Here is a 25,639-nt window from a genome sequence, read left to right as displayed (position 1 = left end):
GCGTAAATTCGTCCACGTGGACGAGCAGTTGCACGAGCGCGTGCGGGAGGTCATCGCGTCCGTGCCGGCGGGAAAGGTTGCGACCTACGGCGACATCGCGACCGTGGCCGGCGCGCCGTCGCCGCGGATGATCGGCCGGATTCTCGCCGAGGACGGGCACGATCTGCCGTGGCACCGGATCCTGCGCGCCAACGGCACTCCCGCGCCGCATCTCGCGCACCGCCAGCTCGAACTGCTGCGCGCCGAGGGAGTCCTGGCCGACGGGCAGAAGATCAACCTGCGCAGGTATCGCTGGCAACAGTGAGGTGAGTCACGAGGCGTCGCGAGCGATGCTTAGGTTAGCCTGCCCTTCGTGGACATCTCGGACGCGCGGGTCAAGCAGGTACGCCGGATCAGCCCGCACATGGCACGGGTCAGCCTCACCGGCGCGCAGCTGCGGCGGATCACCGCCACCTGCCCGGACGCGTACGTGAAGCTGTTCTTCCCGCTGCCCGGCCAGGATCGTCCGCGACTTCCGGACCTGGGCAGCGAATCGTGGTACCGCACGTATCTCGCGATGCCCGAGGAGACCCGGCCACCGATGCGGACCTACACCATCCGCGCGCACCGGGGCACCGAGGTGGACATCGACTTCGTACTCCATGATGACGGCGGCCCGGCCGGCACCTGGGCCGCCGCGGCGCAGCCGGGCGACCAGGTCACCGTCCTCGGCACCGGTGGCCTGCACCTGCCGCCGCCGGACACCGAGTGGCAGCTGCTGATCGGCGACGAGTCCGCGCTGCCCGCGATCGGCGCCATCCTCGAACAGCTCCCGCCCGGCGCGATCGCGCACGCGTTCATCGAGGTGGACGGCCCCGCGGAGGAGCAACGGTTCACGACGCTCGGGAACATCGACGTGCGCTGGGTGCACCGCGGCTCCGCCCCGCACGGCGAATCGGTGCTCAACGCGGTCCGGTTCGCGCGGCTGCCCGAAGGCACGCCGTACAGCTGGATTTCGGGCGAGGCAGGCATGGTCAAGTTCGCCCGGCGGCATCTCGTGCGCGAGCGCGGCTTCGCCAAGAGCGCGATCACCTTCACCGGCTACTGGCGGCGCGGCGCGACCCAGGACCAGCTCGCCTAGGTTCCTGTTCCTCAGCGGCTTCCGCGTAGCCTGGACCCGCACTATTCCGTGCGCCGTAAGCCTGAAGGAGAGTGATGTTCGCGCGCGTGATCACAGCCCAGGCAGGGACCGAAGGGTTCGACGGCGCCGTCCGCCTCGCCGAGCAGCAGTTGCCCGGCGCCCGCCAGATGCCCGGGTTCAAAGGCTATTACCTGCTCACCGACGCCGAGACCGGCAAGGTCGTCATCATCTCGCTCTGTCCGGTATCCGGGAGGAGGGCATTCCGGCGACGGGACTTACGGCACTGAACCTGGAAACCTACGAAGTCACCATGCAGGACTGAGTCACGGGCCTAATCGGTTCCCAGCTCGGCGACCAGCAGCTTCACCAGCGCACCCAGCCGCTGGCGTTCCGGTTGCAGCGTCGGCACTCCCGCCTCCGTCAACGGTGCCGCCGTGACCGGGCCGACGCAGGCGCAGACGACGTCCCCGCGCAGTGCCCGCAGCAGTTCCTCGTAACTGCCCCGTTCCCGTGCCAGGCTCAGCAGGTTCGCAGTCGCCGGGGCGCTGGTGAACGCCAGCGCGTGCACCTTGCCGCCCAGCACGCCGTCCAGCAACCGGTGCGCAGGGTCCACATTGGACGGCCATTCCCACCGGTACGGCTGCACCTCGATCAGGTGCGCGCCTGCCTCGGCCAGCGCGTCCGTGTGCTCCGGCAGCGGGGAACCGTGCAGCTGCACCACGACCCGCTGACCGTCCACACCGGACGCGAGCAGATGCTCGAACAGCTGCCGGTTGCTTTCCTGCGGTGCCGACCACTCCTCGGCCAGCCCGCGTCCCCGCACCGCGCCCTTTCCCTTGGGGCCACGGGTGAAAATGCGGGCCCGGTCGAGCGCCGCGTGCAACCGGCCGGCCACCCCCCAGCCTTCGGCCGCCTCGAACCAGCCGCGGAACCCGGCCCCGGTCGTCACGGCGAGCAGGTCGATGTCCGTGGCCAGCACGTCTTCGGTCGCCGCGCGCAGCTGTCCATCGTCGGGCAACGGGACAATGTGGATGGTCGGCGCATGCCACACCGTGGCACCGTTGCGTTCGAGGGCGCCGATGAACTCCTCCGCGCGCCGCTCGGCCGTCACGCCGATCACGCGCCCGGTGAGATCACCCATAGCCCGCCCCCATCTTCGCGACCGCTTCGGCGACTTCCGCACGTAGCCCGGCCGGCTCGAGAACCTGCAGCTCCGGGCCGAACCGCAGCAGTTCGCCGAGCGCCGGGGCACCCGGCTCCACCGGCAACTCCACTCGCAACCACCCGTCCTCGTCCGGCTCGTCCCGGCATTCCCGCAACGCGCGGGCGCCGACCGCGCCCAGATAGAACGGTACGAGGTCACGTCCCAGCCTCGACAGCCGCACCACGGCGACACGAGGGTACATGCGCCGTTCGAACTGCTCGGACCACTCATGCCAGTACGCCTCGAGGTCGAAATCCGCCGGTCTGGCAAAGGATTCGCCCAGTTCAAGGCTGTCCATCCTGGACACCCGGTAGGTACGGACACCGGTGCGCACCCGCGCGGCCAGATACCAGTTGCCCGCCTTGAGGATCAGGCCGAGCGGTTCGAGCACCCGATCGACCGCACTGCCGTCCCAGCGCCGATACCGGGTGGTGATCCGGCGACTCTCCCATACCGCCCGCGCGACGTCGGCCAGCTGCGGCAGGCTTTCGATGCCGCGGAACCAGCCGGGCACGTCGAGGAAGAAGCGCTGCGCAACCTGGCCCGCGCGGTCCCGCAGCTCCGCGGGCAGTGCCGCGTACAGCTTCAACTGCGCCGCCGCGAGTACCGTGCCCAGCCCGAGTTCGGCGGCGGCGACCGGAAGCCCGGCGAGGGAAAGCGATTGCGCCTCCTCCTCGGTGAGCCCGGTCAGGCGTGTGCGATACCCGTCGACGAGCTGGTATCCACCCGCCCGGCCGCGATCCGCGTACACCGGCACACCCGCGGCCGACAGTGCCTCGATGTCCCGGTACACCGTCCGCACCGACACCTCGAGCTCGGCCGCCAGCTCGTCGGCGGTCATCCGGCCGCGGTTCTGCAACAGCAGCAGTACCGACAGCAACCTGCTCGCACGCATGCCCACCATTGTCGCGCACAAAACCTGACAGGAGATGACAGGTTTGGCCGCGATCCTGAGGGTATGACGAACACATTCACCATGAAGACCTGGGACGAAGCCGTGGTAGACGGGCCGCCGGACGGCCCCCGGTTCGCCCACGCGCACTGCACGTTCGAGTACCAGGGGCTCATCGAAGGCACCTCGGTCTGCGACTACCTGCTGTACTACCCCGGTGAAGGACCGGCGCCGGGTTTCGAGCGGATCACCGGGACGGTCGATGGGCGGAAGGGCAGTTTCGTGATCCGGCACGAAGTCGGGTATTCCGAACACGGCGTTCGGGGCACTTTCACCGTGGTGCCCGGCTCCGCGACCGGTGAACTGGCCGGGCTCGCCGGCGCTGGCACGATCGCCGGTGCGAGCGAGACAATGAACTACACGTTCGACTACAAGCTGTAGGAACCCATGCTGGAAGTTGATCGCGAACAGGTTGTCGCCTACCGGATCGCGGCGCACGGTCTCCATCGGACCGCGCGGGACGCCGCCGAGCTCGCCGTGTTCGACCTCGGCCTGCAGAGCACGCAACGGGACACGGCGGAGGTCTCCGTCGCGGCGCGATTCGACGGGTCCTTTGTGGACGATGGACGGTTCGCGCTGGCGTGGACACATCGCGGAGCACCGCATTTCCATCGCGCGGCCGAACTGGGTGCGGTGACCAGGGCGCTCGTCCCGCTCGACGAGGCGGACGCGATGTCGCGGATGGGCTGGCAGCGCCGGCAGGTCGAAGCGGCCGGGATGAGTGCGACGGACGGATTGTTCACGGCGGCGCGGGCGATCCGGCAGGTCGTCGACAAGCCGATGACCAAGGGCGCGGTCAGCACGGAGATCACGAAGATCGTGCCGCCCGGCTTGTCCTACTGGTGCCGCGGCTGCCAGGCGACGCACATCCTGGAACAGGTCATGCGCCTGGCCGCGATCCACGGCGGCGCCCGGCTGGAAGCGGGTGTCAATCCGGCGACGCTCGCCCCCATCGCCGGCCGTGGCCGGCTGCGGACCACGCCGGATGTCGCGGCGGCCACGGAGGTCGTGGCACGGTACCTGTCGTTGCACGGCCCGGCGACCGCATCCGAAGCGGCCGGGTTCATCGGCACCACGGTCACCACGGTGAAGAAGATGTGGCCATCGAGCCTGGCTGAAGCCCGTTTCGAGGGAAGGAAAACGTTCCTCCCGGTGTCCGATATGGACTTGCTGTCGAATCCTCCGGAGCCGGGCGTCGTGCGCCTGCTGCCGCCGTGGGACCCGTACCTGCAGTCGCGTGACCGGGCCACGATCGTGCCGGACAAGGCGCGGCAGAGGGAAATCTGGAAGATCCTCGGCAACCCGGGCGCGGTTCTGGTGGACGGTGAGGTGGCCGGTGTCTGGCGCACCAAGGCCGGCGGCCGCAAGCGCCTGGATTTCACGGTGACCTTGTTCGACCCGGTGCCGCCTGCCGCCAGGAAAGCCGTGGCCGCGGAGGCCGAACGCGTGGCGGCCACCCGCGGATTCACCGATCTGCGGGTGGCCTGGGGCTGACCGTCAGGTGCCGGACGAGCCGGTGACGCTCAAGCGGCCACCAACTGCACAGCCTGCTCGTACCGCCGCAGGATGAGGTCCACCACCCCGGGATGCGCGCCGAGCGGCTCGGCCACCACGTCGGCGCCCGTGGCGTCCACGCGCCGCTGGAACAGGCCCGGGGCGAGCAGCCAGGACGCCACCGCGACCCGCCGGCCGCGGCCACGGGCGAACGCCACCGCATCCGCCACGGAAGGCCGTGCGGTCGCGGCGTAACCGACCCGAACCGGAACGTCCAAAGTAGACGAAAGTGCCGCGGCCGCAGCGCGGACCTCCGCCAGGGCACGGGGATCACTCGACCCGGCGGCGGCCAGCACGACCGCGTCCGAACGCCGGTACCCCGCCCAGTTCAGCCTGTCGCACATCGCGTCGATCAGCTCCGGTGCGGGGCCGAAAGCATCCGTGAGCACGGTGTTCCGATGCCCGCTCGCCACGATCTGCGCCGGGATGTCGGTGCGCACGTGATAGCCCGACGCGAGAAACGCCGGGATCACGACCGCCGGCCCGCGCACGGAACGCAAGACCGTCGTCACGTTGGGCGCCAGGACATCCGCATACGCGACACGAACCGGCACCCCGGCGTCGGCCTGCACACGGGCGGCGAGATCCGCGATCACCGGTGGCCCGGCGGGATCACGAGTGCCATGTGCGACAAGGACAATCATCGCGCCACCGCCAGCCGGTATCCACGTTTGACCACCGTCTGCACCAGCTTCCCCTCACCGAGCGAGGTCCGTAACCGTCCGATCGCCGTCTCCACCGCGTGCTCCTCACCGCCGCTCGGCAGCGCGGCGGTCAGCTCCCGGCGCGACACCACGCGACCGGGTTCCCTTGCCAGCGCGCGTAATACCGCCATCGGCGCCGGCGCGACCTCACACAGTTGTCCATCCACAATGGCCGCTTGACCACGCAGCTCGATCTGCCGCCCCGCCGCGCACAACCGCGGGGAACGTTCGATCAGTGACTGTGCCACGGTCCTGGCCAGCGCGCCGATCCGCGCGCGGGAAGGCTGCACGGTGGGAATTCCCAGTGCCGCCAAGGGAGCGGCGGTGATCGGCCCAACGCAGGCGGCCACCACCCGGGTGGTGAGCGCGTCGACCAGTGCCGCGTGCCGGCCCGTGCGCTTGGCCATCGCGAGCATGCTCGCCGCCGCCGGCGCGCTGGTGAACGGCATCGCGTCGATCGAACCGTCGAGCACGGCGTCCAGCAACCGGTCCAGCGGCCCCGGGTCGGCAGGCCCGACCCACCGGTACACCGGCACCTCGATTACCTCCGCACCCGCCGCACGCAACGAATCCACGAAGTACGGCAGCGGTTCGCCGTGCAGCTGCACCACCACCCGCTGACCGTCCACACCGGACTCCAGCAGATGCTGCAGGAGCTCGGCGTTGCTCTCCGACGCCGGCGAGTACTGCTCCCGCAGGCCCGCCGCCCTGATCGCACCGCGCGCTTTCGGGCCGCGGGCGAGCAACGTGGCCTTGTCAAGCTGGTTCAACAGTTCCTCGCCCAGTCCCCAGCCCTCCGCCGCCTCGATCCAGCCACGGAACCCGATCCCGGTGGTCGCGACCACCGCATCGACGGGCTCGGCGAGCAGCCCGGTGGTGGCCGCGTGCAGCTCGGTGTCATCGGCCAACGGCACGATCCGGATTGCCGGGCCGTACCGGACCGTGGCGCCCTGACGCACCAGCAGCGCGCCGAGCTCGTCGGCGCGCCGCGCGGCGGTGATGCCCACCGAGAACCCGGCGAGCGGCGGAATGGCTGTGTCACCCGGGGCTCTCATGAGGAAACGTGCACCACCCCGTCCACAATGTGCACCGGGTACGTGCGGATGACGACGGACTCGTCGTCGAGACACACCCCGGTGCGCAGATCGAACCGCTGCTTGAGCAACGGGGACGCGACGAACGGCTGCCCGCCGGACTCCCCCACCAGGCCGCGCGAGAGCACCGCGGCCTTACCGAACGGGTCTATATTGGACAGTGCGTGACATTCCCCGTCCGTGGTCAGGAAAATCGCCACCTGCCTGCCGTCGGGCAGCAACGCCGCGACCCCGCGCCCGGGGATCAGCTGGCTCAGCTCGCAGACCGCGACGGTCCGGGTCTCCATCGTCGTCATCGGGACACCACCTCCGGAACACCCAGCAGCACAGGCACCTTCTGCTCCCGCTCGGTCGTGAACGAGATCGTCGGGTCCGGCGCGCCGGGGGCGTTCACGAACGACGTGAACCGCGCCAGCTTCTCCGGATCCTCCAGCACACCACGCCATTCGTCGGCGTAGTTCTCCACGTGCTTGGCCATCGCCGCGTCGAGCTCCTCGCAGATCCCGAGCTTGTCGTCCACGATGACCTCACGCAGGTGATCCAGACCGCCGTCCAGCTCCTCGATCCACGGCGCGGTGCGCTGAAGCCGGTCAGCGGTCCGCACGTAGAACATCAGGAACCGGTCGATGTAGCGGATCAGCGACTCGGAGTCCACATCGGACACAAGCAGCTGCGCGTGCCTCGGCAGCGTGCCGCCGTTCCCGCCGACGTAGAGGTTCCAGCCCTTCTCCGTCGCGATGACGCCGAAGTCCTTGCTCCGGGCTTCCGCACATTCCCTGGCACAGCCCGAAACCGCGGACTTGAGCTTGTGCGGCGAGCGCAGCCCCCGGTAACGCAGTTCCAGCTCCACGGCCATCCCGACGCTGTCCTGCACCCCGTACCGGCACCACGTCGAGCCTACGCACGACTTCACCGTGCGGAGCGCCTTGCCATAGGCGTGGCCGGATTCGAAACCGGCGTCCACCAACCGTTTCCAGATCAGGGGCAACTGGTCGACGGTGGCGCCGAACAAGTCGAGCCGCTGCCCACCGGTGATCTTGGTGTAGAGCCCGAACTCGTCGGCCACCTCGGCGATGACTTTCAGCTTCGCCGGGGTGATTTCGCCGCCGGGAACTCGCGGCACGACCGAGTATGTGCCGTTGCGCTGCATGTTGGCGAGGAAGTGGTCGTTGGTGTCCTGCAGGCTCGCCTGCTCACCGTCGAGGATGTGCCCGCCGTCGCCCTCGGTGGTGTCGACGGTCGCGAGGATGGACGCGACCGCGGGCTTGCAGATCGCGCACCCCGCACCGGTGCCGTGCTTGGCGATCAGCTCGCCGAACGTGGTGATCCGGGTGGCCTTCACGATCTCGAACAGTTCGCTCCGCGAGTGGGTGAAGTGCTCGCACACGGCCTTCGACTGCTCCACGCCACACGCGTCCAGCAGCTTCGACAGCATCGGCACGCACGAGCCGCACGTGGTGCCCGCTTTGGTGCAGCCCTTGATCGACGCGACGCTGTCACAGCCCTGCGCACGGATCGCGTGGGTGATCGCGCCCTTGGTGACGGAGTTGCACGAGCAGATCTGGGCCTCGTCGGGCAGCGCGTCCACACCCACGGCACCCGAAGCGCCTTCGGGCGCGAGCATCGCCGCCGGGTCCGCCGGCAGTGGGCTGCCGACCATTGGCCGGAGCAGGTTGTAGGCGCCGGCGTCACCGACCAGGATGCCACCCAGCAACGTGCGCGGCTCGTCCCCGGAGACGACAAGTTTCTTGTAATAACCCGAAACCGCGTCGGCGAGCACGACTTCCAGCGCGCCTTCGGTGGTGGCGTGGGCGTCGCCGAAGCTCGCCACGTCCACCCCCATCAGTTTCAGCTTGGTCGACATGTCGGCGCCGGGGAACTCGCCTTCCTTGCCCAGAAGCTGGGCCGCGACGATCTCGGCCATCGTGTAGCCGGGCGCCACAAGCCCGTAGCAGCGGCCCTCGACCGCTGCGCACTCGCCGATCGCCCACACGTCGGGATCGCTGGTACGACAGGAAGTATCGACCAGGACACCGCCACGCTCACCGACGTCGAGCCCGGCGTCGCGAGCCAGTTCGTCACGCGGACGGACCCCGGCGGAGAACACGATGAGATCCAGGTCGAGCTCGGTGCCGTTGGTGAGCTTGGCAGACAACCGGTCGCCGTCCTGTTCGATCCGCTCCGCGGACGTTCCCGTGTGGACGGTCAGGCTCAGCTCCGTGACGAGCTTACGCAGCAGGCTGCCGCCGCCGTCGTCGACCTGCAACGGCATCAGCCTGGGCGCCATCTCCACGACGTGCGGCGAAAGACCCATGTCCCGCAAGGCCTTCGCCGCCTCCAGCCCCAGCAGACCACCGCCGACGACCATGGCCGCGGCACGGCCACGCTTGCGGTGCTTGGCACTGTCCACGGCAGCGCGGATCGCGTCGAGGTCCTCGATGGTCCGGTAGACGAAACAGCCGGGCAGGTCCGCACCGGGCACCGGCGGCACGAACGGCCGGGAGCCGGTCGCGAGCACCAGCGCGTCATAGGACTCGGTGTGGCCGCCGGCGGTCGTCACCGTCCGCCCGGCACGGTCGATCTTCGCCACCGGGTCACCCAGTCGCAGCTCGACCTCCGTGTGCTCACCAAGGTCGAGCGCCGCCGCGTCCCATCCGTCCACATAGGACGTCAGCGCGACCCGGTCGTACGCCGGGCGTGGCTCCTCGGCGAGCACCACCACCCGCCAGGCACCTTCGGCATCCTCGGCACGGACGGCCTCGACCAGCCGATGACCCACCATCCCATGCCCGGCGACGACCAGCGTCCGCGTCATGTTCCGTTCCTCCTGACGGTATTTCTCAAACCTGCGAGCCGGCCAGCGCGAGTCCCTTGGCACTCACCGGAGCCGAGGACTTGCGCAGGTACACAACCCAGGTGACGACGAAGCACACGGCGTAGAAAGCCAGGAATCCGACGAAGGCGGCCACGCCGCTCTTAGTGGCCAAAAAGGACTGGCGGAAGGCCAGGTTGATCAGCAGCCCACCGAACGCGCCGATCGCGCCGGCGAGACCGATCAGCGCACCGGACAGCTTCCGCGCCCGCAGCATTTCCACGGCCTCGTCGGCGCCGGACTCGATCGCCGCCTTCGCCTTGGCCCGGAAGATCGCCGGGATCATCTTGTAGGTCGAGCCGTTGCCGATCCCGGTCAGCACGAACAGCACGATGAACGCGGTGGTGAACAGCGCCAGCGATTTCGAGTTCGAGGCAAGGATCAGCAGCACCGTCATCACCGCCATGCCGACAAAGTTCCAGAACGTAATCCGGCCGCCGCCGATCCGGTCCGAGAGCCAGCCGCCGACCGGCCGCGACAGCGAACCGAGCAGCGGGCCGAGGAAGGTCACCGCAGCCGCCTGCAGCGGCGTCCGGCCGAACTGGTTCTGCAGCACAAGGCCGAAGGCGAAGCTGTAACCGATGAACGAGCCGAACGTGCCGATGTAGAGGAAGGACATCACCCAGCAGTGGGCGTCCTTCATCACCTCGCGCATCCCCTTCCGGTCATTGCGCACCGACGCGATGTTGTCCATGAACAGCGCGGCGCAGACCGCGGCGATGACGATCAGCGGGATGTAGATGGCCAGGATGAGCCGCGGCGCCGAGGTGCCCGCGGTCGCGATGATCAGCAGGCCGACGAGCTGGATCACGGCCACACCGAGATTCCCGCCGCCGGCGTTGAGCCCGAGCGCCATGCCCTTCTTCTTGTCCGGGAAGAAGGCGTTGATGTTCGTCATCGAAGAGGCGAAGTTCCCGCCGCCGAATCCACAAAGGATGGATACGAGGAGGAACACCCCGAGCGGCGTGCCCGGCTTCATCACGATCGCCGCCACCACCGACGGGATCAGCAAAAGCAGTGCGCTGATGACCGTCCAGTTGCGACCGCCGAACTTGGCGACCGCGAAGTTGTAGGGAATCCGCACACACGAACCGACGAGCGTCGCGATCGAGGTCAGCAGGAACTTGTCGGCGGCCGAGAGACCGTAAGGGGTGCCCATGAACAGCACCAGCACCGACATCAGGGTCCAGATGGAGAATCCGATGTGCTCGGTGAGAATCGAGAACCACAGGTTGCGGTTCGCGATCTTCTTCCCGGTCGCCTGCCAGAAACCCTCGTCCTCGGGGTCCCAGTGGTCGAGCCAGCGTTTGCCGCGGTGGGCGGTATCGGTCGTCATTTTTCGGCTCCTGTTCAGGAAGTGGTCGCGAGCCAGTCGGTGATGCCGGAGACCGCGTCCCGGCAGCTGCCGCAGCCCGTGGTCGCCCTGGTGACCGAGGCGAGGCCGGCGACGTCGGTCGCGCCGGCACGGAAGGCTTCGACGAGCCGGCCCTTGGTCACCGAGTTGCACCGGCACACCACGGCGGCGGCTGGCAGATCCGCCGGGCCCGCCGCGACCGGCGCGCCCGAGGGCAACGCGCGGCCGAGCAGGACGGCAAGACGGTCGGCGGGGACGGGTACCCCGCGGTCGTAGAGCTGGGTGATGGTGGCGGCGGCGTCGGGTGCGCCGAGGAGGATCGCTCCGGTGACGCGGTCTTCGCGGATAACGAGTTTGAGGTAACGGCCGCCCGCCGGGTCGGTCAGTGACAGCACCTCGGCGCCGGGATCGTGCACGTCGGTGTGCACGTCGCCGAGCGCGGCGAGGTCTATACCACGTGCCTTGAGTTTCGTGACCACCCGAGTTCCCTGGTAGCGCGAGGAAACCCGGGTGCCGGTGAGCAGGTCGGCGAGCACGCTCGCCTGCTGCCACGCGGGTTCCACCAGCCCGGAAACGGTGCCGGGGTGCTGAGCGCAGTCCCCGAGCGCGCAGATCCGCCCGTCACTGGTGCGCAGGGTGTCGTCCACGACAATGCCGCGGTCGACGGTCAGCCCGGCACGCCGGGCCAGTTCGGTGTCCGCGCGAACTCCCGCGGACACCACGACGAGATCGGCGGCGACCTTGCTGCCGTCGTCGAGCTTGAGCCCACTGCCAGGCAGGTACCGCGCCGCGCTGGCGTTCAGCCGGAACTCGATACCGTGCCCGGCAAGGAGTTTGGCGAGCACCTGGCCGCCGCCCGCGTCGAGCTGACGCTCCATCACATAGCCGGCCGGATGCACCACGGTCACGAGATTTCCTTGCTCGGCAAGGCCTCTGGCCGCTTCGAGGCCGAGCAACCCGCCGCCGAGCACGGCGACCGGCGAACCCGCTCCGGCCGCTTCCAGAATACGATCGCAGTCGTCGAGCGTGCGGAAGGTGACGACACCGGGCGCCGGCTTGCCGTCGTCTCCGGTCAGCCCTTCGACCGGGGGCAGCCACGGTTTGCTGCCGGTGGCCAGCACGAGCGTGTCATAGTCCACTTCGGACCCGTCATCGAGCTCGACGGCCCGGCGGTCCCGGTCGATGTCCGTCACGGTGACACCGGTGCGCAGATCGACATGATGTTCCTGCGCCCAGCCGGGTTCGTGCAGCCGCACCAGTTCCGGCCGCATGGTCCCGGCCACGATTGCCGACAGCAGTACACGGTTGTAGGCGTGGTGCGGTTCCTCGCCGATGATGGTGAGCGCGACCCTGGTGCCGTCCGGGTCCCGCTGGCGGATTTCGTCCGCCAGCCGCGCACCTGCCATCCCGTAGCCGACGATGACCACCTGACGTGGGCTCATGCCGACACCTTCCCCAGTGAAACCGCGCAGACCTTGAACTCGGGCATCCGGCTCGACGGGTCGAGCGCCGGGTTGGTGAGCAGGTTCGCGCGCTGGGCGCCCGCGAAGTGGAAGGGCAGGAAGACCAGGTCCGCGCGCATCGACGAAACACAGCGCACGCGCGCGGTCATCGCACCACGCCGGGATTTCAGTTGCGCCCAGTCCCCGTCGCCGAGGTCGTAACGGGCCGCGGTGTCGGGATGCACTTCGACGTAGGCCTCCGGAACGGCGTCGGTGAGTTCGGTGATCAGCCGGGTCTGCGCCCCGGACTGGTAGTGCTGCAACACCCGGCCCGTGGTGAGCTGCAAGGGAAATTCCTCGTCAGGGGCCTCGGCGGGACCACGGTGATCGACCGGCACGAACCGCGCGCGGCCGTCCGGATGCGCGAACCGGTCGAGAAAAACCCGCGGGGTGCCGTCGTGCTCCTCGCCGGGAACGGGCCAGTACAAGGCTTCGCCGGCGCGCAACCGGTCGTAGGTGATTCCGGAGTAGTCGGCGAGGCCGCCCCTCGAAGCCTCGCGGAGTTCGGTGAACACGGTCTCGGGCTCGACCGGGAACCGGTGCGCGGGCTGACCGAGCCGGACCGCGAGTCTATTGAGGACGTCCAAATCGGACCGTACACCCGACGGCGGCTGGACCGCGCGACGCCGCAACAGGATCCGGCCTTCGAGGTTCGTCATCGTGCCGCTCTCCTCGGCCCACTGCGTGACCGGGAGGACGACATCGGCCAGTGCCGCGGTCTCCGACATGACGAGATCCGCCACCACCAGAAAGTCCAAAGCAGACAGTCGCTCGGCCACGTGTCCCGACCGCGGAGCGGAGACGACTACGTTGCTGCCGAACACCATCAGCGCCTTCGGCCCTGCCGAGGTGCCCAGTGCGTCGAGCAGCTCGTATGCCGAGCGCCCGGGGCCGGGCAGCGACGAAGCCGGTACGCCCCATACGTTCGCGACGTGCTCGCGCGCGGCCGGGTCGTCGATCTTGCGGTACCCGGGCAGCTGATCGGCCTTCTGCCCGTGCTCACGACCGCCCTGGCCGTTGCCCTGACCGGTCAGGCAGCCGTAGCCGGAGCCCGTGCGCCCGGGAAGTCCCAGTGCCAGCGCCAGATTGATCCACGCGTTGACCGTGTCCGACCCGCTGGCATGCTGCTCGGCACCGCGCGCGGTGAGGATGTAGGCGTTGCGTGCCTTCGCCAGCCGCTCGGCGACACGACGCTGATCGGTGGCAGCCACCCCGGTGATCCGCTCGACGCGCTCGGGCCACCAGCGGGCGACGATCCGCCACACCGCGTCGAAACCACGGGTTCGTTCGTCCACATAGGACCAGTCGAAGTAGCCGTCGGCGACCACGGCGTGCAGGATGCCCAGTGCCAGCGCGAGATCCGTGCCCGGAGCCGGGGCGAGATGCAGGTTCGCCTGCTCTGCCGTAGGGGTGCGGCGCGGGTCCACGACCACGAGCCCGCCCAGGTCCGCGACCGGCCGCAGGTGCTGCATGAACGGCGGCATGGTCTCGGCCGGGTTGGACCCGACGAGCAGCACCGCGTCCGCACCGGCCAGATCGGTGAGCGGGAACGGCAGGCCGCGATCGAGCCCGAACGCCTTGTTCCCCGCGGCCGCCGCCGAGGACATGCAGAACCGGCCGTTGTAGTCGATCTGTGAGGTGCCGAGCGCGACCCGCGCGAACTTGCCGAGGAGATAGGACTTCTCGTTCGTCAGGCCACCGCCGCCGAACAGCGCGACCCCGTCCTTGCCGTACCGCGCCTGGATGTCGGTGAGCCGACGGGCGATCAGGTCCAGCGCGTCGTCCCAGCTCGCCGGCACGAGCTCACCGTCGACGCGGATGAGCGGGGTGGTCAAGCGCGCGGGAGAAGTCAGCAGCGCACCAGAGGTCCAGCCCTTCTGGCACAGGCCGCCGCCGTTGGTCGGGAAGTCGCGGGGCGCGATCTTGGTGCCGGACACGGTCATTCCGCATTGCAGCGCGCAGTACGGGCAGTGGGTGGCGGTTTCCACCCGCACCTCGCCGGTCAGCGTCACGCGTACCTCCTCACCTCGACGGTTCTTGACGGTAAGGAGCGCGTGTTACCCGAAAACGCCGGAATGTTTCAGGCGTTTGACATTGCTCGCCTAACGAGCGTGATGTGTGGTGAGGATCCGCTGCTCACAGCAGTTCGCTGACCCAGGCCGCGGCGGTACGCAGGCCGTCGAGTGCGGAAACGGTGGCACGAGGGTCAAGGGAGTTGGCGGCGAGGCGGAACAGCAACGCCCGCAACAACAACTGCGACCACTCCGGCAGATGTGACCAGCGTCGCAGGAATTCCAGATCGGCACCGCCCCAGGAGACCGCGTCCACCGCGGCGACGGCGGCGCCCCATTCCGCGGGACGGTAGTAAGGCTCGAAGTCGACGATCCCGGGTGGGGCCGGTCCGTCGAACAACACGGCACCGAACAGGTCGCCGGGCACGACCTGATCCGGCAGCCGCACGGGTCTTCGCGCCACGACGAGCACCTCGAACCAGCGCCCGCCCTTGCTTTCCTCGACCGGCACGTCGGCTTCGCCCCAGGCCAGCCGGTCGGCGAGCGCATGGTGCCCCTGGCGGCGGGAAAGGAAATCCGGTCGTGGCAGATCCGCGGTGGCCTGCGCAAGTTTCAGCGCGGCGAGCATGGTCTCGTCGTGGCGGTACTCGCGCTGCCCTTCGAGGAACCGGCAGGCGGCCCAGCCACCGATGATCCAGCGGCCGTCGGTGGCGCGGACCGGCCGCGCGATCCGCAGATCCGGCACCTCGATCCGGCTGAGCACGTCGGCCAGCCACACGGCACGGGCCCGGTCAGCGACCGGCTTGAGCACCAGCTCGCCACACCGCCACACGGCGCTGCCCGGCACCCGGTCCAGTTCGCCCTGCGCGCCGAACGCGTTCAGCACGCGTTGCGGGGGACCGGATAACACGCGGCGAGATTACCCTCCCGCGAGTCCCCCGTTCCAGGCGCGCGAGTTGCGCGTTTCCTGCGCGCGAGTTGCGCGTTCCCTGCGCGCGAGTTGCGCGCTCCAGGCGCCCGAGTCACGCGCTCCAGGTGCGCGAGTTGCGCGTCCCGTACGACGGGAACACGCAACTCGCACCACAGGAACGTTCAACTCGCGCGACGGGAACGCGCAACTCGCGCGACGGGAACGCGCAACTCGCGCGACGGGAACGTTCAACTCGCGGGTCAGTATGTCGGCAGGCTCTGGTCGATCTGCTTCGCCCAGGCCAGGACTCCGCCGCCGAGGTGCGTCGCGTCCTTGAAACCGGCGCGGTGCAGGGCGGCGAGCGCCTCCGCGGACCGCGCACCCGACTTGCAGTGCAGCACGATCGGCTTGTCCTGCGGCAGTTCCGCCAGCGCCTCACCGGAGAGGATGCGGTCCTTCGGGATCAGCTTGGCGCCCTTGATGTTCACGATCTCGTACTCGTGCGGCTCGCGAACGTCGATCAGCTCGAAGTTCTCGCCCGCGTCGAACTTGGCCTTCAGCTCCGCCGGGGTGATCGTGTGCCCCGATGCCGCGGTCGCGGCGTCATCGCTCACCACACCGCAGAACGCCTCGTAGTCGATCAGCTCGGTGATCTTCGGGGTCTCCGGGTCCTTCCGGATCTTGACCTCGCGGTACTTCATCTCGAGCGCGTCGTAGCTGATCAGCCGGCCGAGCAGCGGCTCGCCGATACCGGTGATGAGCTTGATCGCCTCGGTCACCATGATCGAACCGATCGACGCACACAGCACACCCAGCACACCACCCTCGGCGCACGAGGGCACCATGCCCGGCGGCGGCGCCTCGGGGTAGAGGTCGCGGTAGTTGAGGCCCTTGCCGTTGGGCGCGTTCTCCCAGAACACGCTGACCTGGCCCTCGAAGCGGAAGATCGAGCCCCAGACGTACGGCTTGTCCAGCAGCACCGCGGCGTCGTTGACCAGGTAGCGGGTGGCGAAGTTGTCCGTGCCGTCCAGAATCAGGTCGTAGCCACGGAACACATCGAGCGCGTTGTCGTTGGTCAGCTGCTCGTTGTGCAGGATGACATTGACGAACGGGTTGATCTCGGCGATCGACTCCTTGGCCGAAACCGCCTTCGGCTTGCCGACATCGGACTGACCGTGGATGACCTGGCGCTGCAGGTTCGACTCATCCACGACGTCGAAGTCGATGACGCCCAGCGTCCCGACCCCGGCCGCGGCCAGGTACAGCAACGCCGGGCTGCCGAGGCCGCCGGCGCCGATGACCAGCACCTTCGCGTTCTTGAGCCGCTTCTGCCCGTCCATCCCGACATCCGGAATGATCAGGTGGCGGCTGTACCGGGCCACCTCTTCCTTGGTGAGCTCGGCGGCCGGCTCCACGAGCGGCGGCAGCGTGCCTGACATCGGTCCTCCAAATCGCGCGGATTCGCGTGGTCGCGTGTCCAGTATCCACAACGTCTCACCGGCGCAACGTCTTCCCGCATGCTGAGCGGTCTCGTGGAACCGGAGTCAGCGTCAACCGGCCGGGGCGGTGTCTCCCAGGTTCAGCACCGGCCAGGCGTTCGGCTTGCAGATCTTGCCGTCGGCGGGCACGGCCTTGGAGTTGTAGATGTCCACCTGGTTCAGCTGCGCCACGTAGTCGTTGCTGACGCCGAAGGTCTGCTGCATCATCACCGGCGCCAGGTCGCTGTTCTGCTGGCAGCCGACGTGGGTCTTGCCGAGCGCGTGCCCCACTTCGTGGTTGATCGCGTACTGCCGGTAGGTCCCCATGTCCGCACCGAACGCGAGTGCCCCGCGCACCCAGCGCGACAGGTTGATGATCACGCTGCGCTGGAAACCACGGATGTAACACGACGTCGGGAACGGGATGCCGAACCCGCACAGGTCCGCACGGGTCGCGGTGTCCGGGGTGGTCAGCCGGACCCGGAAGTCCGGGTTGGGGAAGCTCGCGTCGACCCGCTGCAGGCTCACCTTGCCGGTGCCGATCCAGCTGCGGCTGTCGGACAGGGTGGCCTCGGCGGTCCGTGCGAACGAGTCGTCACCCGCGTAGCTCGCCGGGTCGATACCGTCCTCGACTTCGATCGTGTAGTGGTAAAGCCGCCCGCCGGTCCCGGCGCGTTTGCCGCTCGTGCCGTCCTGCGCCAACGGCACCACATGCCATGTCATCCGGCCGCTCTGGGTGAACGCACCGCCGTCGGGCAGCGCCGCCGTCGGCACATTCAGATTCGCCGGCAGCGCGGGCTTTTCGGTGATGTCACTGCCGGTCGTGCCGTTCGACGCGGCCGAGCTGGGGACCCGTTGCGCAGGCTCGTGCGCGACGTTGAACAGTACGAGCGCGGTGATGACCAGCAGAATCGGCAACGCGTACACGCGCCAGCCGTAGGCCTTCGTCAGCCGGCTGACCCGGCCGTTCGCGCGAGAGTGCTCCCGCTTGCCCGGGTCCGGACGCCACGAAGCGCTCAGCGGTTCGGCGGAGGTGCGCCGGCGACGCGGCTGGTAACGATCCGGGGGAACGTCACGCGGAGTGCGGGACGACGATCTCTTCCCCTCGCTCTGCGCGCCGTTCGTCACCCGGTTCACGCGCTCAGGGTGCCACACCTCATCGCTGCTGCGCACAGCGACCGGCGGTGCACAGAACGGATTTTTCGCGCCGAAACCGGGCTACCAGGCGTTCCCGTCCGCACGTTCCCACATGCCCAGAACCGCTCTCGCGACCGCGGCCGGCCGCTCCATCTGCGCGACGTGACCTGTCCTCGGCAGCACCAGCAACCGCGCCCGCCGCAGCGCCTCCGCCGTGCGTTTGGCGCGCCGTACTGAGATGACGCGGTCCTGCGTTCCCCACACGACCAGCGACGGCACCGAAACCTGGGGGGCGACCGACCACAACGACGCCGGCCCGCGCGCGAACCAGGTCCGGAAGATCCCCAGAGTGCTGGCCGACATCGCCGCGTTGGCCCACTTCTGACCCGCCCGCGCGGTGTGCTCCTCGGCGAGTTCGTCGAGCCGGTGCTCGGGGAACGCGGCCGGATCGGCGAAACACAGCTTGATGACCTGCGCCGCCCGCTCCCGTGGGCTCAGCGCGGCCAGCCGGCGCCGGACACCGCGCCCGAAGAACGGCAGGTAGGCCAAGGCCATCGCCGGATCCGACAGGCGCCGCGGATCCGGCCGGAGGTCGGGCATCGCGGGTGAGATCAGGGTGAGCGTGCGCACCAGTTCCGGGCGCCGCGCCGCGACCAGCAGCGAAACCGCGCCACCCATCGAGTTGCCGAGCAGATGTACCGGGCCGGTCAGCCCACCGAGGAACTTGCCCAGCGTCTCGGCGTGTTCGTCGAGGCTGAACCGGAACCCGGACACCGGCTCGGAAAACCCGAAGCCTGGCAGATCAACCGAAACACCGGCCGCGAACGGCGACAGCAGCGCCGACAGATCGGTCCAGTTGGTCGAGGACCCGCCAAGACCGTGCACGTACACCGCGGTCGCGTCCGCCGCACCCGGGGTACGCCGCACATGCAGCGTCACGCCGCCGGACGTCTCGAGGCCACCCGGCCACGGCGCCAGCTTCGGATCGAGCGCGGGCAGCGGCGTGTTGGACAGCGGCACATGCGTGACTGGCAGGCGTCTGCTTGTACCCGCGTCACCGGCCCGGATTTCTGTCTCGGTCATCAATCCAGCATGCAACCGAAGGCCCGGCCTTGGCGACTCGTCGGTACCCACGAGTAATCTCGGACGGGTTGAACCGGGAGGAACTATGACGGAAATGGCGCCGACGCAGCAGCGGGGAGTCCGGCTGCCGCGGACCGAACGGCGGGCGCAGCTGCTTGCCGCGGCGCAGCGCGTCTTCTCCGCGAACGGCTACCACGCGGCGGCGATGGACGAGATCGCCGAGCAGGCCGGGGTGTCCAAACCGGTGCTGTATCAGCACTTTCCCGGCAAGCTCGACCTCTACATCGCACTGCTGGAAAGCCATGTCGACGAACTCGTCGGCCGGGTGGAGGGCGCGCTGGGTTCCACCACCGACAACAAGCAGCGCGTACACGCCGCGGTCGGTGCGTTCTTCGACTTCGTGAGCAATGACGCCGGCGCGTTCCGGATGGTGTTCGAGTCCGACCTGCGTGGCGAGCCGGCCGTCCAGGAGGCCGTGGACAGGGCTACCTCGGCAAGTGTCGACGCGATCACCGAAACGATCACCTCGGACGCCGGTCTCGACGAGGACAAGGCACGGCTGCTCGCGGTCGGCCTCGTCGGGCTGAGCCAGGTGAGCGCCCGCTTCTGGCTGGCCCACCACAGCACGATGAGTCAGGAAGACGCCGTCGCGCTCACCGCGACGCTGGCGTGGCGCGGGATCGGCGCCGGCTTCCCGCTGCAGGGGAAGTAGCCGCTTCGAGCAACGACCGCAGGCGCGCGGCGACGCCATGCCGCCGCTCGTAGGTCAGCTCGTGCCCGGCGCCGGGGAACAACACGAACTCCGCGCCCGGCAGCTCTTCGGCGAGGACCTTCGCGTGGTTCACCGACGTGATCCGGTCCCGGTCGCCGACGAGGATCACTCCAGGCGTACCGGCGAGTGTCGCGAGCGCGGCACGACGGTCATGCCGGGATATCGAGTCGCGGAAACCGCCGAGGCTGCTGGGATGCGCACGCAGGAACTGCGCCGTCATCGCCCGCACATCAACCCGGTCGACCTTCTTGCCGAACGCGATCCAGCGTGTCGCCGGCCGCGCGAGCACGGCCGGGATCGGCACGAATTCCTTGCGGTAACGGGAAAGTCGTCGTCCCAGCGCCTTGTCCACCCGGATCGCCGCGCGGCCGGCGGCGCCCGGCAGGCCGAGGGTGAGCCGGTCCATGTTCGAGCACGACGTCGCGATGAACGCGACCCCGGCGACGCGGGCCCGCACGAGCTCGGGATGCCGCTCGGCCAGTTCCATGATCGTCATGCCACCGAGGGAATGCCCGGCCAGCACCACGGGTCCGTCCGGGACCCACGCCCGCAGCAATTCGGCGAGGTCGTCGGCGAGCCGGGCGATGGTGGCGGTGCCCGGTTTCGCCGGGGCCGACGCGCCGTGCCCGCGATGGTCGTAGCGGATCACCCGCACATCCGGCGGCAGCAACGGCAGGATCGGGTCCCATTCGGTCTGGTCCTGCGTCCAGGCGTGCACGAGAACGAGCGTCATCCGGGCGTTCCGCGGCCCGGCGGCATCGACGTAGAGCGCCGTGCCGTCCGAGGTGACGAACCGGTGACCGGGTACCGCCGTCATGCCGGCACCAGGAACGACTTGCGCCACATCCGCATACCCGGCGCACCGACGAGCCCGGTTTCGTCGAGGAACGCCATGATGCGCTCACCGGACCAGCGGATGGTCTCCTGGAAATACGGGTTGGCCAGCGCGACCTCCCAGGCGTCCTTCGGCCGGAGCCCGACCGCCGCGTAGACACGGGGGTTGATCAGGCTGCGGGTGATCGCGAAGCTGACCGACGCGATCAGCCAGCGCTGGTAGTACAGCTCCTTTTTGGACAGCCGGGCCATGCCGCGGGTGACCTCTTCCCGCGCGAACGTGACATGGCGCGCCTCTTCCAGCACGTGGATGCGGTTGACCATGCGGACCAGCGGCTGGACACGCTCGTCCGCCATGCTTTCGCGCTGCAGCCGGTCGAGGACCTCCTCCGCGACCAGGATCGAACCGTAGAGTGCGGGGCCGTAGCCGAGGACGGGCAGCAGTTTGCCCAGCTGGTGCACGATCTTGACGGGACCGTACGGCGGCGCGCCGAAGCGCTCGACCATCCTGGCGAACATCGTCGAATGCCGGCACTCGTCGGCGATCTCGGTCAGCGCGTACTGGATGTGGCGCGTCGTCGGGTCGCCGCGGTAGACCTCTTTGAGCAGCATCCGCATGAGCAGGACCTCGAAGAAGATGCCGTTGCCGGCGATGCTGGCGATCTCGTGCTTGCCCAGCTCGACGCGCTGCTCGGGGGTCAGCTCGTCCCACAGGTGAGTGCCGTAGAGCGAGCTGCGGTGTTCGAGCTCGTAGACCTTGCCATCAGGCAGCGGCGCCGACCAGTCGATATCGACGTCGGGGTCGTAGAACTTGCCCGCGGAGGACTTGAGCAGCCGGTCCGCGGTCCTCTCCCGCCCATCGAGCATCCGCGTCATCGCGTCTCCCATTTTCATGTAACTTGAGGTAACAGTTACCTTTGGTAGCATTGCTCTCGTGGCGGAACATGTCAAGCGCGGCAAGGCAGGCGACACGCCGACCGGGGACGCACGGCGCGACCGGTGGCGCAAGCACCGGGTGACCCGGCGGGCACAGTTCGTCGAGGCCGCGCTGAGCGCGCTCGACGAGCACGGTCCTGACCTGGCGATGGAGGATGTCGCGGTTGCCGCCGGGGTCACGAAACCCGTGCTGTACCGGCATTTCGCGGACAAGGCGGACCTGTATGTCGCGCTCGGCCAGCGCGGCACGGAGATGCTGTTCTCGCGGCTGGTGCCGGCGATCAACGCCGAACTGGCCCCGGTGCCGCGGATCCGCACAGCGCTCGACGCGTTCTTCGGCGTGATCGAGGAACATCCGAACCTGTACCGCCTGCTGGCGCGTGGTTCGTTCGCGGAGAAGCCGGTGGACGCCGACGTGGTCGCCGAGGACAAGGAGCTCATCGCCACGGCGCTGACCGCGCTCCTCGGTGACTACATGCGGATGTTCGGCATGGATTCCGGCGCGGCCGAGCCGTGGGCGTACGGGATCGTCGGCATGGTGCAGAACACCGGCGAGTGGTGGCTCGACAGGCGGTCGATGAGCCGGGAATCCGTGGTGGAGTACCTGACGCAGCTCATCTGGGCGGCGATCGACGGCCTGGCGCGGCAGCAGGGCATCACCATCGACCCGAACCAGCCGCTGGAGGCGAACAGGGTCGTACTGCTCCACGCGAAGGAGGAGTCCGATGCCGGCTGACGATGACGGCTACACCGGAGCCGCGACGCTGCTGGTGGCCGGGCACGAGTTCCGCGTCGAGGTCGATCTGCGCGGACATTTCCAGCCCATCGACGGCCATTACCGCTGGTACGGCCGCATCGCACGGGACGACGGCCTGCACGAGCTGGCCGGCGGCCGCAAGCACGAGGCGGAACTCCGCACCCCGGCCGGTTCCGCCCGAGGCGAGCTGTCCGATCCGGACCCGTGGGGCCGCTACCGCATCCTCGGCGTGAGCACCCCGCCGTTCCCGGTGCCGGCCACGCTCGCGGAAGCCGGGGAATAGCAGAAGGGACGCCCCGCACGGAGCGTCCCTTCCTGGCTGGAGCCGAAACTAGGCGCCGACGGCGAAGCCGACCTTGCGCACGTCGCTGGGTGCGATCTCGACGTAGGCGATGCGGTCGGCGGGGACGATGAACTTGCGTCCCTTCTCGTCGGTGAGGCGGAACAGCCCGTCGGCGGCCTTCAGCGCGTCGGCGACCAGCGACTCGACCTCTTCGGCAGCCTGGCCACTGGACACCACCAGCTCGCGCGGCGTGTCCTTGATGCCGATCTTGACCTCCACGTGTGACCTCCGCCTGTCTCTTCCTGACGTACCTGCCGCCAAGGCTAGCCTAGAAATTTTTCTTCCCAGCGGCGGAGCCGCTTTCACCACGCCGTCCGCTTGCACCGCCGCGGGTTCTGAGGTGGTTTCTGGCGAGGACAGCGCCGACGTGGTGAATTGGCATTCATGAGGAGGCGATCCCGGAGTCAGGGGCCGCCTCAGGTTCCGCCACCCGCACCGGCACGCAAGCCCTCATCATGTATCAGCCGAGCCCCAGCTTTTGCATCCGCTTGGTGTGCCCCTGTTGCAACCTCCGGAAGAGCGCGGCGATTCCCGAGAGATCACCGGACCCGGACACGATCAGCTCGGCCAGCCCGTCCCGCTCGGCGACCACGTACTGCGCCTGGGTCAGCGCCTCCCCCAGCAGTCGCCGCCCCCACAGCGCCAGCCGGTCGCGCGTCTTCGGGTCCGCCGCGATCGCCGCCGCGACCTCGCGTTCCGCGAACTCCGAATGCCCGGTGTCGGCGAGCACGGTCGTCACCAGGTCCTTGGTCTGCTCGTCGAGCCAGCTTCCGACTTCGCGGTACAGATCCGCCGCGAGCCCATCCCCCACGTAGGCCTTGACCAGTGACTCCAGCCACGACTTCGGTGCGGTCGAGGCGTGCCAGGCATCGATGTGATCGACGAACGGCGACATCGCGTCCTCGACCGTGAGCCCGTGCTCACGCAGATACTTGGAGAGCAGGTCGTAGTGGCCGATCTCGGCGGCTGCCATCGAGGCCAGCGCCGCCCGGCCGGACAGGGTGGGCGCACGACGGGCGTCCTCGGCCAGCCGGTCGAACGCGGAAAGCTCGCCGTACGCGATGACGCCGAGCAGGTCGACAATGCCTTCGCGGATCTGGGATGTCACAGCGCCAAACTGTAGTCGGAGATCGTCGGGACACAGTCCACACGGACACGCCGGACCGAAACACCGAGGCCAGCGGGCCAACCAGTACAATGACGGTGTATTGACGGCTTCCGCGCCGGAGATGGCGCGGATATCGGGCCCGCTTTTCGCTAGTGGCCTGTAACAACACAGTGTGCGTGCACGCCTTTTGTGCGGCATTCCCGCGACTACCGATCCCGCGGTCGAGTGCCGAGATCCCGACCAGGTGAGTGCGCGCTGGTACGAGAGAGGCGATCACACTGACCGCGAGCACTTCCGACAACCGAACAGCAACCGACCCGGTGGCCCTCGAGCACAGCGAGAGCGGCCTGCCGGACACCGACCCGTCACATCCGCTGCAGGCAGGCGCCGACGTCGAGCCGGAGAACCCCACGTTCGGCGAGTTCGGCGTCCATCCCGAGATCGTCCGCGCGCTGGCCGAGGCCGGCATCGAGCGGACCTTCGCCATCCAGGCGCTCACCCTGCCGCTCGCCCTCCAGGGCGAGGATCTCATCGGCCAGGCCCGCACCGGCATGGGCAAGACCCTGGGCTTCGGCGTCCCGCTGTTGCAGCGGATCGTCACCCCCGGGGACGGCACCCCGCAGGCGCTCGTCGTGGTGCCGACCCGCGAGCTGTGCCTGCAGGTCACCCACGACCTCACCGACGCGGGCAAGCACCTCGGGGTGCGCACGCTGGCCATCTACGGTGGCCGCCCCTACGAGCAGCAGATCGACGCGCTGCGCAAGGGTGTCGACCTGGTGATCGGCACCCCCGGCCGGCTGCTGGACCTGGCCGAACAGCAGCATCTGGTGCTGGGCAAGGTCCGCGCGCTGGTGCTGGACGAGGCCGACGAGATGCTGGACCTCGGCTTCCTGCCGGACATCGAGCGCATCCTGACGATGGTGCCGCAGGAGCGGCAGACGATGCTGTTCTCGGCGACCATGCCGGGCCCGATCATCACGCTGGCGCGCACGTTCCTGAACCGCCCGACGCACATCCGTGCCGAGGAGAACGACGCGGGCGCGGTGCACGAGCGCACCACCCAGTTCGTCTACCGGGCGCACTCGCTCGACAAGCCCGAGCTGATCGCCCGCATCCTGCAAGCCCGCGAGCGTGGCCTGACGATGGTCTTCACCCGCACCAAGCGCACCGCGCAGAAGGTCGCCGACGATCTCGCCGAGCGCGGGTTCGCCGCCGCGGCGGTGCACGGTGACCTCGGCCAGGGCGCTCGTGAGCAGGCACTGCGCGCGTTCCGCTCCGGCAAGATCGACGTGCTGGTCGCCACCGATGTCGCGGCCCGCGGCATCGACGTGGACGACGTCACGCACGTGATCAACTACCAGACGCCCGAGGACGAGAAGACCTACGTGCACCGCATCGGCCGCACGGGGCGCGCCGGCAAGACGGGGGTCGCGATCACGCTGGTCGACTGGGACGAGGAAGCGCGCTGGAAGGTCATCTCCGACACGCTGAAGCTGGAGATTCCGGAGCCGGTGGAGACGTACTCGACGTCGAAGCACCTGTTCACCGACCTGGACATCCCGGAGGACTCGACCGGGCGGCTGCCGCTGGGCAAGCGGACCCGCGCGGGGCTCGCCGCCGAGCCCGAGGAGAAGATGGGCGGCCGTCGCCGCCGGACCACGGAGGCGCCGCGCAAGCGCAGCCGCCGCCGCACCCGTGGCGGTGCCGCCACGGCGGAGGCCATCGAAAAGGCCGACGCCGAAGTGTCCGAAGAGGACCGTCCGCGCCGCCGCACCCGCACCCGTGGCGGGGAAACCGCGCCCCCCGCCGAACGGGAAGGCAGCGAGAGCGCCGAGCGTCCCGCCCGGCGCCGCCGTCGCCGCCGTTCGGAGACGGCAAACACGACCGACACACCCGCTTCGGCAGACTAGGGG

General features: G+C 69.0%; 26 protein-coding genes. 9 read left to right on the top strand and 17 right to left on the bottom strand.

Translation table 11 applies throughout. From position 1 onward, the window contains the following. Positions 1–16 precede the first annotated feature (16 nt). From GKO32_RS14035 to GKO32_RS14025, 3 genes are all read left to right on the top strand, one after another. Positions 17–304, top strand: a complete 288-nt coding sequence (locus GKO32_RS14035; protein ID WP_312867900.1) for an MGMT family protein — start codon at positions 17–19, stop codon at positions 302–304. Between the two features lie 48 nt (positions 305–352). Beyond that, on the top strand, positions 353–1,120 hold the full coding sequence (locus GKO32_RS14030) for a siderophore-interacting protein (RefSeq protein WP_312867898.1): 768 nt from the start codon (positions 353–355) through the stop codon (positions 1,118–1,120). Between the two features lie 74 nt (positions 1,121–1,194). Next, on the top strand, positions 1,195–1,407 hold the full coding sequence (locus tag GKO32_RS14025; protein ID WP_154757269.1) for a hypothetical protein: 213 nt from the start codon (positions 1,195–1,197) through the stop codon (positions 1,405–1,407). A 44-nt stretch (positions 1,408–1,451) separates the two neighbouring features. On the opposite strand, the gene GKO32_RS14020 is transcribed toward GKO32_RS14025, so the two are convergent. Both GKO32_RS14020 and GKO32_RS14015 read right to left on the bottom strand, forming a co-directional pair. Next, on the bottom strand, positions 1,452–2,261 hold the full coding sequence (locus GKO32_RS14020) for a uroporphyrinogen-III synthase (RefSeq protein WP_154757268.1): 810 nt from the start codon (positions 2,259–2,261) through the stop codon (positions 1,452–1,454). Beyond that, entirely contained in the window at positions 2,254–3,219 is a 966-nt protein-coding gene (locus GKO32_RS14015; RefSeq protein ID WP_154757267.1) for a helix-turn-helix transcriptional regulator, read from the bottom strand. Before GKO32_RS14015 ends, GKO32_RS14020 begins: the two co-directional genes overlap by 8 nt. Positions 3,220–3,282: 63 nt before the next feature. Here GKO32_RS14015 and GKO32_RS14010 point away from each other — a divergent pair, with 63 nt between their 5' ends. Further along, on the top strand, positions 3,283–3,657 hold the full coding sequence (locus tag GKO32_RS14010) for a DUF3224 domain-containing protein (protein WP_154757266.1): 375 nt from the start codon (positions 3,283–3,285) through the stop codon (positions 3,655–3,657). A 6-nt stretch (positions 3,658–3,663) separates the two neighbouring features. Continuing rightward, positions 3,664–4,770 (top strand): DNA glycosylase AlkZ-like family protein, encoded by a 1,107-nt coding sequence (locus tag GKO32_RS14005; RefSeq protein ID WP_154757265.1) that lies wholly within the window; start codon positions 3,664–3,666, stop codon positions 4,768–4,770. 29 nt (positions 4,771–4,799) lie between these two features. Here the strand turns inward: GKO32_RS14005 and GKO32_RS14000 are convergent, their stop codons facing one another. From GKO32_RS14000 to GKO32_RS13950, 11 genes are all read right to left on the bottom strand, one after another. Continuing rightward, entirely contained in the window at positions 4,800–5,474 is a 675-nt protein-coding gene (locus tag GKO32_RS14000) for a sirohydrochlorin chelatase (protein ID WP_154757264.1), read from the bottom strand. Continuing rightward, complete coding sequence (locus GKO32_RS13995) at positions 5,471–6,589, bottom strand: uroporphyrinogen-III synthase (RefSeq protein WP_154757263.1); 1,119 nt, start codon at positions 6,587–6,589, stop codon at positions 5,471–5,473. The genes GKO32_RS14000 and GKO32_RS13995 overlap by 4 nt, the downstream gene beginning before the upstream one ends. Next, complete coding sequence (nirD, locus tag GKO32_RS13990) at positions 6,586–6,924, bottom strand: nitrite reductase small subunit NirD (RefSeq protein WP_154757262.1); 339 nt, start codon at positions 6,922–6,924, stop codon at positions 6,586–6,588. The genes GKO32_RS13995 and nirD overlap by 4 nt, the downstream gene beginning before the upstream one ends. Next, complete coding sequence (gene nirB, locus GKO32_RS13985; protein ID WP_154757261.1) at positions 6,921–9,443, bottom strand: nitrite reductase large subunit NirB; 2,523 nt, start codon at positions 9,441–9,443, stop codon at positions 6,921–6,923. Before nirB ends, nirD begins: the two co-directional genes overlap by 4 nt. A gap of 25 nt (positions 9,444–9,468) precedes the next feature. After that, positions 9,469–10,836 carry a nitrate/nitrite transporter gene (locus GKO32_RS13980; RefSeq protein ID WP_154757260.1) on the bottom strand — a complete coding sequence of 456 codons (1,368 nt, stop codon included), beginning with the start codon at positions 10,834–10,836 and terminating at the stop codon, positions 9,469–9,471. Between the two features lie 14 nt (positions 10,837–10,850). Further along, complete coding sequence (locus GKO32_RS13975) at positions 10,851–12,296, bottom strand: FAD-dependent oxidoreductase (RefSeq protein WP_154757259.1); 1,446 nt, start codon at positions 12,294–12,296, stop codon at positions 10,851–10,853. Further along, a complete protein-coding gene (locus GKO32_RS13970; protein ID WP_154757304.1) occupies positions 12,293–14,299 on the bottom strand; it encodes a molybdopterin oxidoreductase family protein in 2,007 nt (668 codons plus the stop codon). Before GKO32_RS13970 ends, GKO32_RS13975 begins: the two co-directional genes overlap by 4 nt. A 193-nt stretch (positions 14,300–14,492) precedes the next feature. Beyond that, the gene (locus GKO32_RS13965; protein WP_312867897.1) at positions 14,493–15,278 is read right to left on the bottom strand and encodes a TIGR02569 family protein; all 786 of its coding nucleotides are present in this window, start codon (positions 15,276–15,278) and stop codon (positions 14,493–14,495) included. 260 nt (positions 15,279–15,538) lie between these two features. Further along, complete coding sequence (gene moeZ / locus GKO32_RS13960) at positions 15,539–16,717, bottom strand: adenylyltransferase/sulfurtransferase MoeZ (RefSeq protein ID WP_154757258.1); 1,179 nt, start codon at positions 16,715–16,717, stop codon at positions 15,539–15,541. 111 nt (positions 16,718–16,828) lie between these two features. Then, the gene (locus GKO32_RS13955; RefSeq protein WP_312867896.1) at positions 16,829–17,893 is read right to left on the bottom strand and encodes a DUF3152 domain-containing protein; all 1,065 of its coding nucleotides are present in this window, start codon (positions 17,891–17,893) and stop codon (positions 16,829–16,831) included. Positions 17,894–17,974: 81 nt separating this feature from the next. After that, on the bottom strand, positions 17,975–18,976 hold the full coding sequence (locus GKO32_RS13950; RefSeq protein ID WP_154757257.1) for an alpha/beta fold hydrolase: 1,002 nt from the start codon (positions 18,974–18,976) through the stop codon (positions 17,975–17,977). 85 nt (positions 18,977–19,061) lie between these two features. Here GKO32_RS13950 and GKO32_RS13945 point away from each other — a divergent pair, with 85 nt between their 5' ends. Beyond that, the gene (locus GKO32_RS13945) at positions 19,062–19,688 is read left to right on the top strand and encodes a TetR/AcrR family transcriptional regulator (RefSeq protein WP_154757256.1); all 627 of its coding nucleotides are present in this window, start codon (positions 19,062–19,064) and stop codon (positions 19,686–19,688) included. Here GKO32_RS13945 and GKO32_RS13940 read toward each other — a convergent pair. After that, the gene (locus GKO32_RS13940; RefSeq protein WP_154757255.1) at positions 19,630–20,565 is read right to left on the bottom strand and encodes an alpha/beta fold hydrolase; all 936 of its coding nucleotides are present in this window, start codon (positions 20,563–20,565) and stop codon (positions 19,630–19,632) included. The two genes, GKO32_RS13945 and GKO32_RS13940, sit on opposite strands and share 59 nt — an antisense overlap. Further along, the gene (locus GKO32_RS13935; RefSeq protein WP_154757301.1) at positions 20,562–21,458 is read right to left on the bottom strand and encodes an AurF N-oxygenase family protein; all 897 of its coding nucleotides are present in this window, start codon (positions 21,456–21,458) and stop codon (positions 20,562–20,564) included. Before GKO32_RS13935 ends, GKO32_RS13940 begins: the two co-directional genes overlap by 4 nt. Positions 21,459–21,507: 49 nt before the next feature. Between GKO32_RS13935 and GKO32_RS13930 the strand changes: the two genes are divergently transcribed. Next, on the top strand, positions 21,508–22,254 hold the full coding sequence (locus tag GKO32_RS13930; RefSeq protein WP_376765958.1) for a TetR/AcrR family transcriptional regulator: 747 nt from the start codon (positions 21,508–21,510) through the stop codon (positions 22,252–22,254). Further along, entirely contained in the window at positions 22,244–22,558 is a 315-nt protein-coding gene (locus tag GKO32_RS13925; RefSeq protein WP_154757254.1) for a DUF4873 domain-containing protein, read from the top strand. The genes GKO32_RS13930 and GKO32_RS13925 overlap by 11 nt, the downstream gene beginning before the upstream one ends. A gap of 48 nt (positions 22,559–22,606) precedes the next feature. On the opposite strand, the gene GKO32_RS13920 is transcribed toward GKO32_RS13925, so the two are convergent. Further along, positions 22,607–22,837, bottom strand: coding sequence for a DUF3107 domain-containing protein (locus GKO32_RS13920; protein ID WP_312867894.1), 231 nt, complete (start codon positions 22,835–22,837; stop codon positions 22,607–22,609). Positions 22,838–23,078: 241 nt separating this feature from the next. Beyond that, the gene (locus GKO32_RS13915) at positions 23,079–23,726 is read right to left on the bottom strand and encodes a ferritin-like fold-containing protein (RefSeq protein ID WP_312867893.1); all 648 of its coding nucleotides are present in this window, start codon (positions 23,724–23,726) and stop codon (positions 23,079–23,081) included. A 320-nt stretch (positions 23,727–24,046) separates the two neighbouring features. On the opposite strand from GKO32_RS13915, the gene GKO32_RS13910 reads away from it, so the two are divergent. Continuing rightward, positions 24,047–25,636: a DEAD/DEAH box helicase gene (locus GKO32_RS13910; protein WP_312867891.1), complete on the top strand. Its 1,590-nt coding sequence runs from the start codon at positions 24,047–24,049 to the stop codon at positions 25,634–25,636. The last annotated feature ends 3 nt before the right edge of the window (positions 25,637–25,639 follow it).

Origin of the sequence: Amycolatopsis pithecellobii (genome assembly GCF_009707865.1) — a bacterium.
GTDB classification, from domain to species: Bacteria; Actinomycetota; Actinomycetes; order Mycobacteriales; family Pseudonocardiaceae; genus Amycolatopsis_E; species Amycolatopsis_E pithecellobii.
Note: the sequence above shows the minus strand (reverse complement) of the source record. Positions and strands in the feature narration are given on the sequence as shown.

Bases quoted from the DNA above. Each gene is read 5' to 3' on its own strand.
- GKO32_RS14025 (WP_154757269.1), top strand. From the start codon at position 1,195: ATGTTCGCGCGCGTGATCACAGCCCAGGCAGGGACCGAAGGGTTCGAC.
- GKO32_RS14020 (WP_154757268.1), bottom strand. From the start codon at position 2,261: ATGGGTGATCTCACCGGGCGCGTGATCGGCGTGACGGCCGAGCGGCGC.
- GKO32_RS14015 (WP_154757267.1), bottom strand. From the start codon at position 3,219: ATGCGTGCGAGCAGGTTGCTGTCGGTACTGCTGCTGTTGCAGAACCGC.
- GKO32_RS14010 (WP_154757266.1), top strand. From the start codon at position 3,283: ATGACGAACACATTCACCATGAAGACCTGGGACGAAGCCGTGGTAGAC.
- GKO32_RS14005 (WP_154757265.1), top strand. From the start codon at position 3,664: ATGCTGGAAGTTGATCGCGAACAGGTTGTCGCCTACCGGATCGCGGCG.
- GKO32_RS14000 (WP_154757264.1), bottom strand. From the start codon at position 5,474: ATGATTGTCCTTGTCGCACATGGCACTCGTGATCCCGCCGGGCCACCG.
- GKO32_RS13995 (WP_154757263.1), bottom strand. From the start codon at position 6,589: ATGAGAGCCCCGGGTGACACAGCCATTCCGCCGCTCGCCGGGTTCTCG.
- nirD (WP_154757262.1), bottom strand. From the start codon at position 6,924: ATGACGACGATGGAGACCCGGACCGTCGCGGTCTGCGAGCTGAGCCAG.
- nirB (WP_154757261.1), bottom strand. From the start codon at position 9,443: ATGACGCGGACGCTGGTCGTCGCCGGGCATGGGATGGTGGGTCATCGG.
- GKO32_RS13980 (WP_154757260.1), bottom strand. From the start codon at position 10,836: ATGACGACCGATACCGCCCACCGCGGCAAACGCTGGCTCGACCACTGG.
- GKO32_RS13975 (WP_154757259.1), bottom strand. From the start codon at position 12,296: ATGAGCCCACGTCAGGTGGTCATCGTCGGCTACGGGATGGCAGGTGCG.
- GKO32_RS13970 (WP_154757304.1), bottom strand. From the start codon at position 14,299: ATGACCGTGTCCGGCACCAAGATCGCGCCCCGCGACTTCCCGACCAAC.
- moeZ (WP_154757258.1), bottom strand. From the start codon at position 16,717: ATGTCAGGCACGCTGCCGCCGCTCGTGGAGCCGGCCGCCGAGCTCACC.
- GKO32_RS13950 (WP_154757257.1), bottom strand. From the start codon at position 18,976: ATGACCGAGACAGAAATCCGGGCCGGTGACGCGGGTACAAGCAGACGC.
- GKO32_RS13945 (WP_154757256.1), top strand. From the start codon at position 19,062: ATGACGGAAATGGCGCCGACGCAGCAGCGGGGAGTCCGGCTGCCGCGG.
- GKO32_RS13940 (WP_154757255.1), bottom strand. From the start codon at position 20,565: ATGACGGCGGTACCCGGTCACCGGTTCGTCACCTCGGACGGCACGGCG.
- GKO32_RS13935 (WP_154757301.1), bottom strand. From the start codon at position 21,458: ATGACGCGGATGCTCGATGGGCGGGAGAGGACCGCGGACCGGCTGCTC.
- GKO32_RS13925 (WP_154757254.1), top strand. From the start codon at position 22,244: ATGCCGGCTGACGATGACGGCTACACCGGAGCCGCGACGCTGCTGGTG.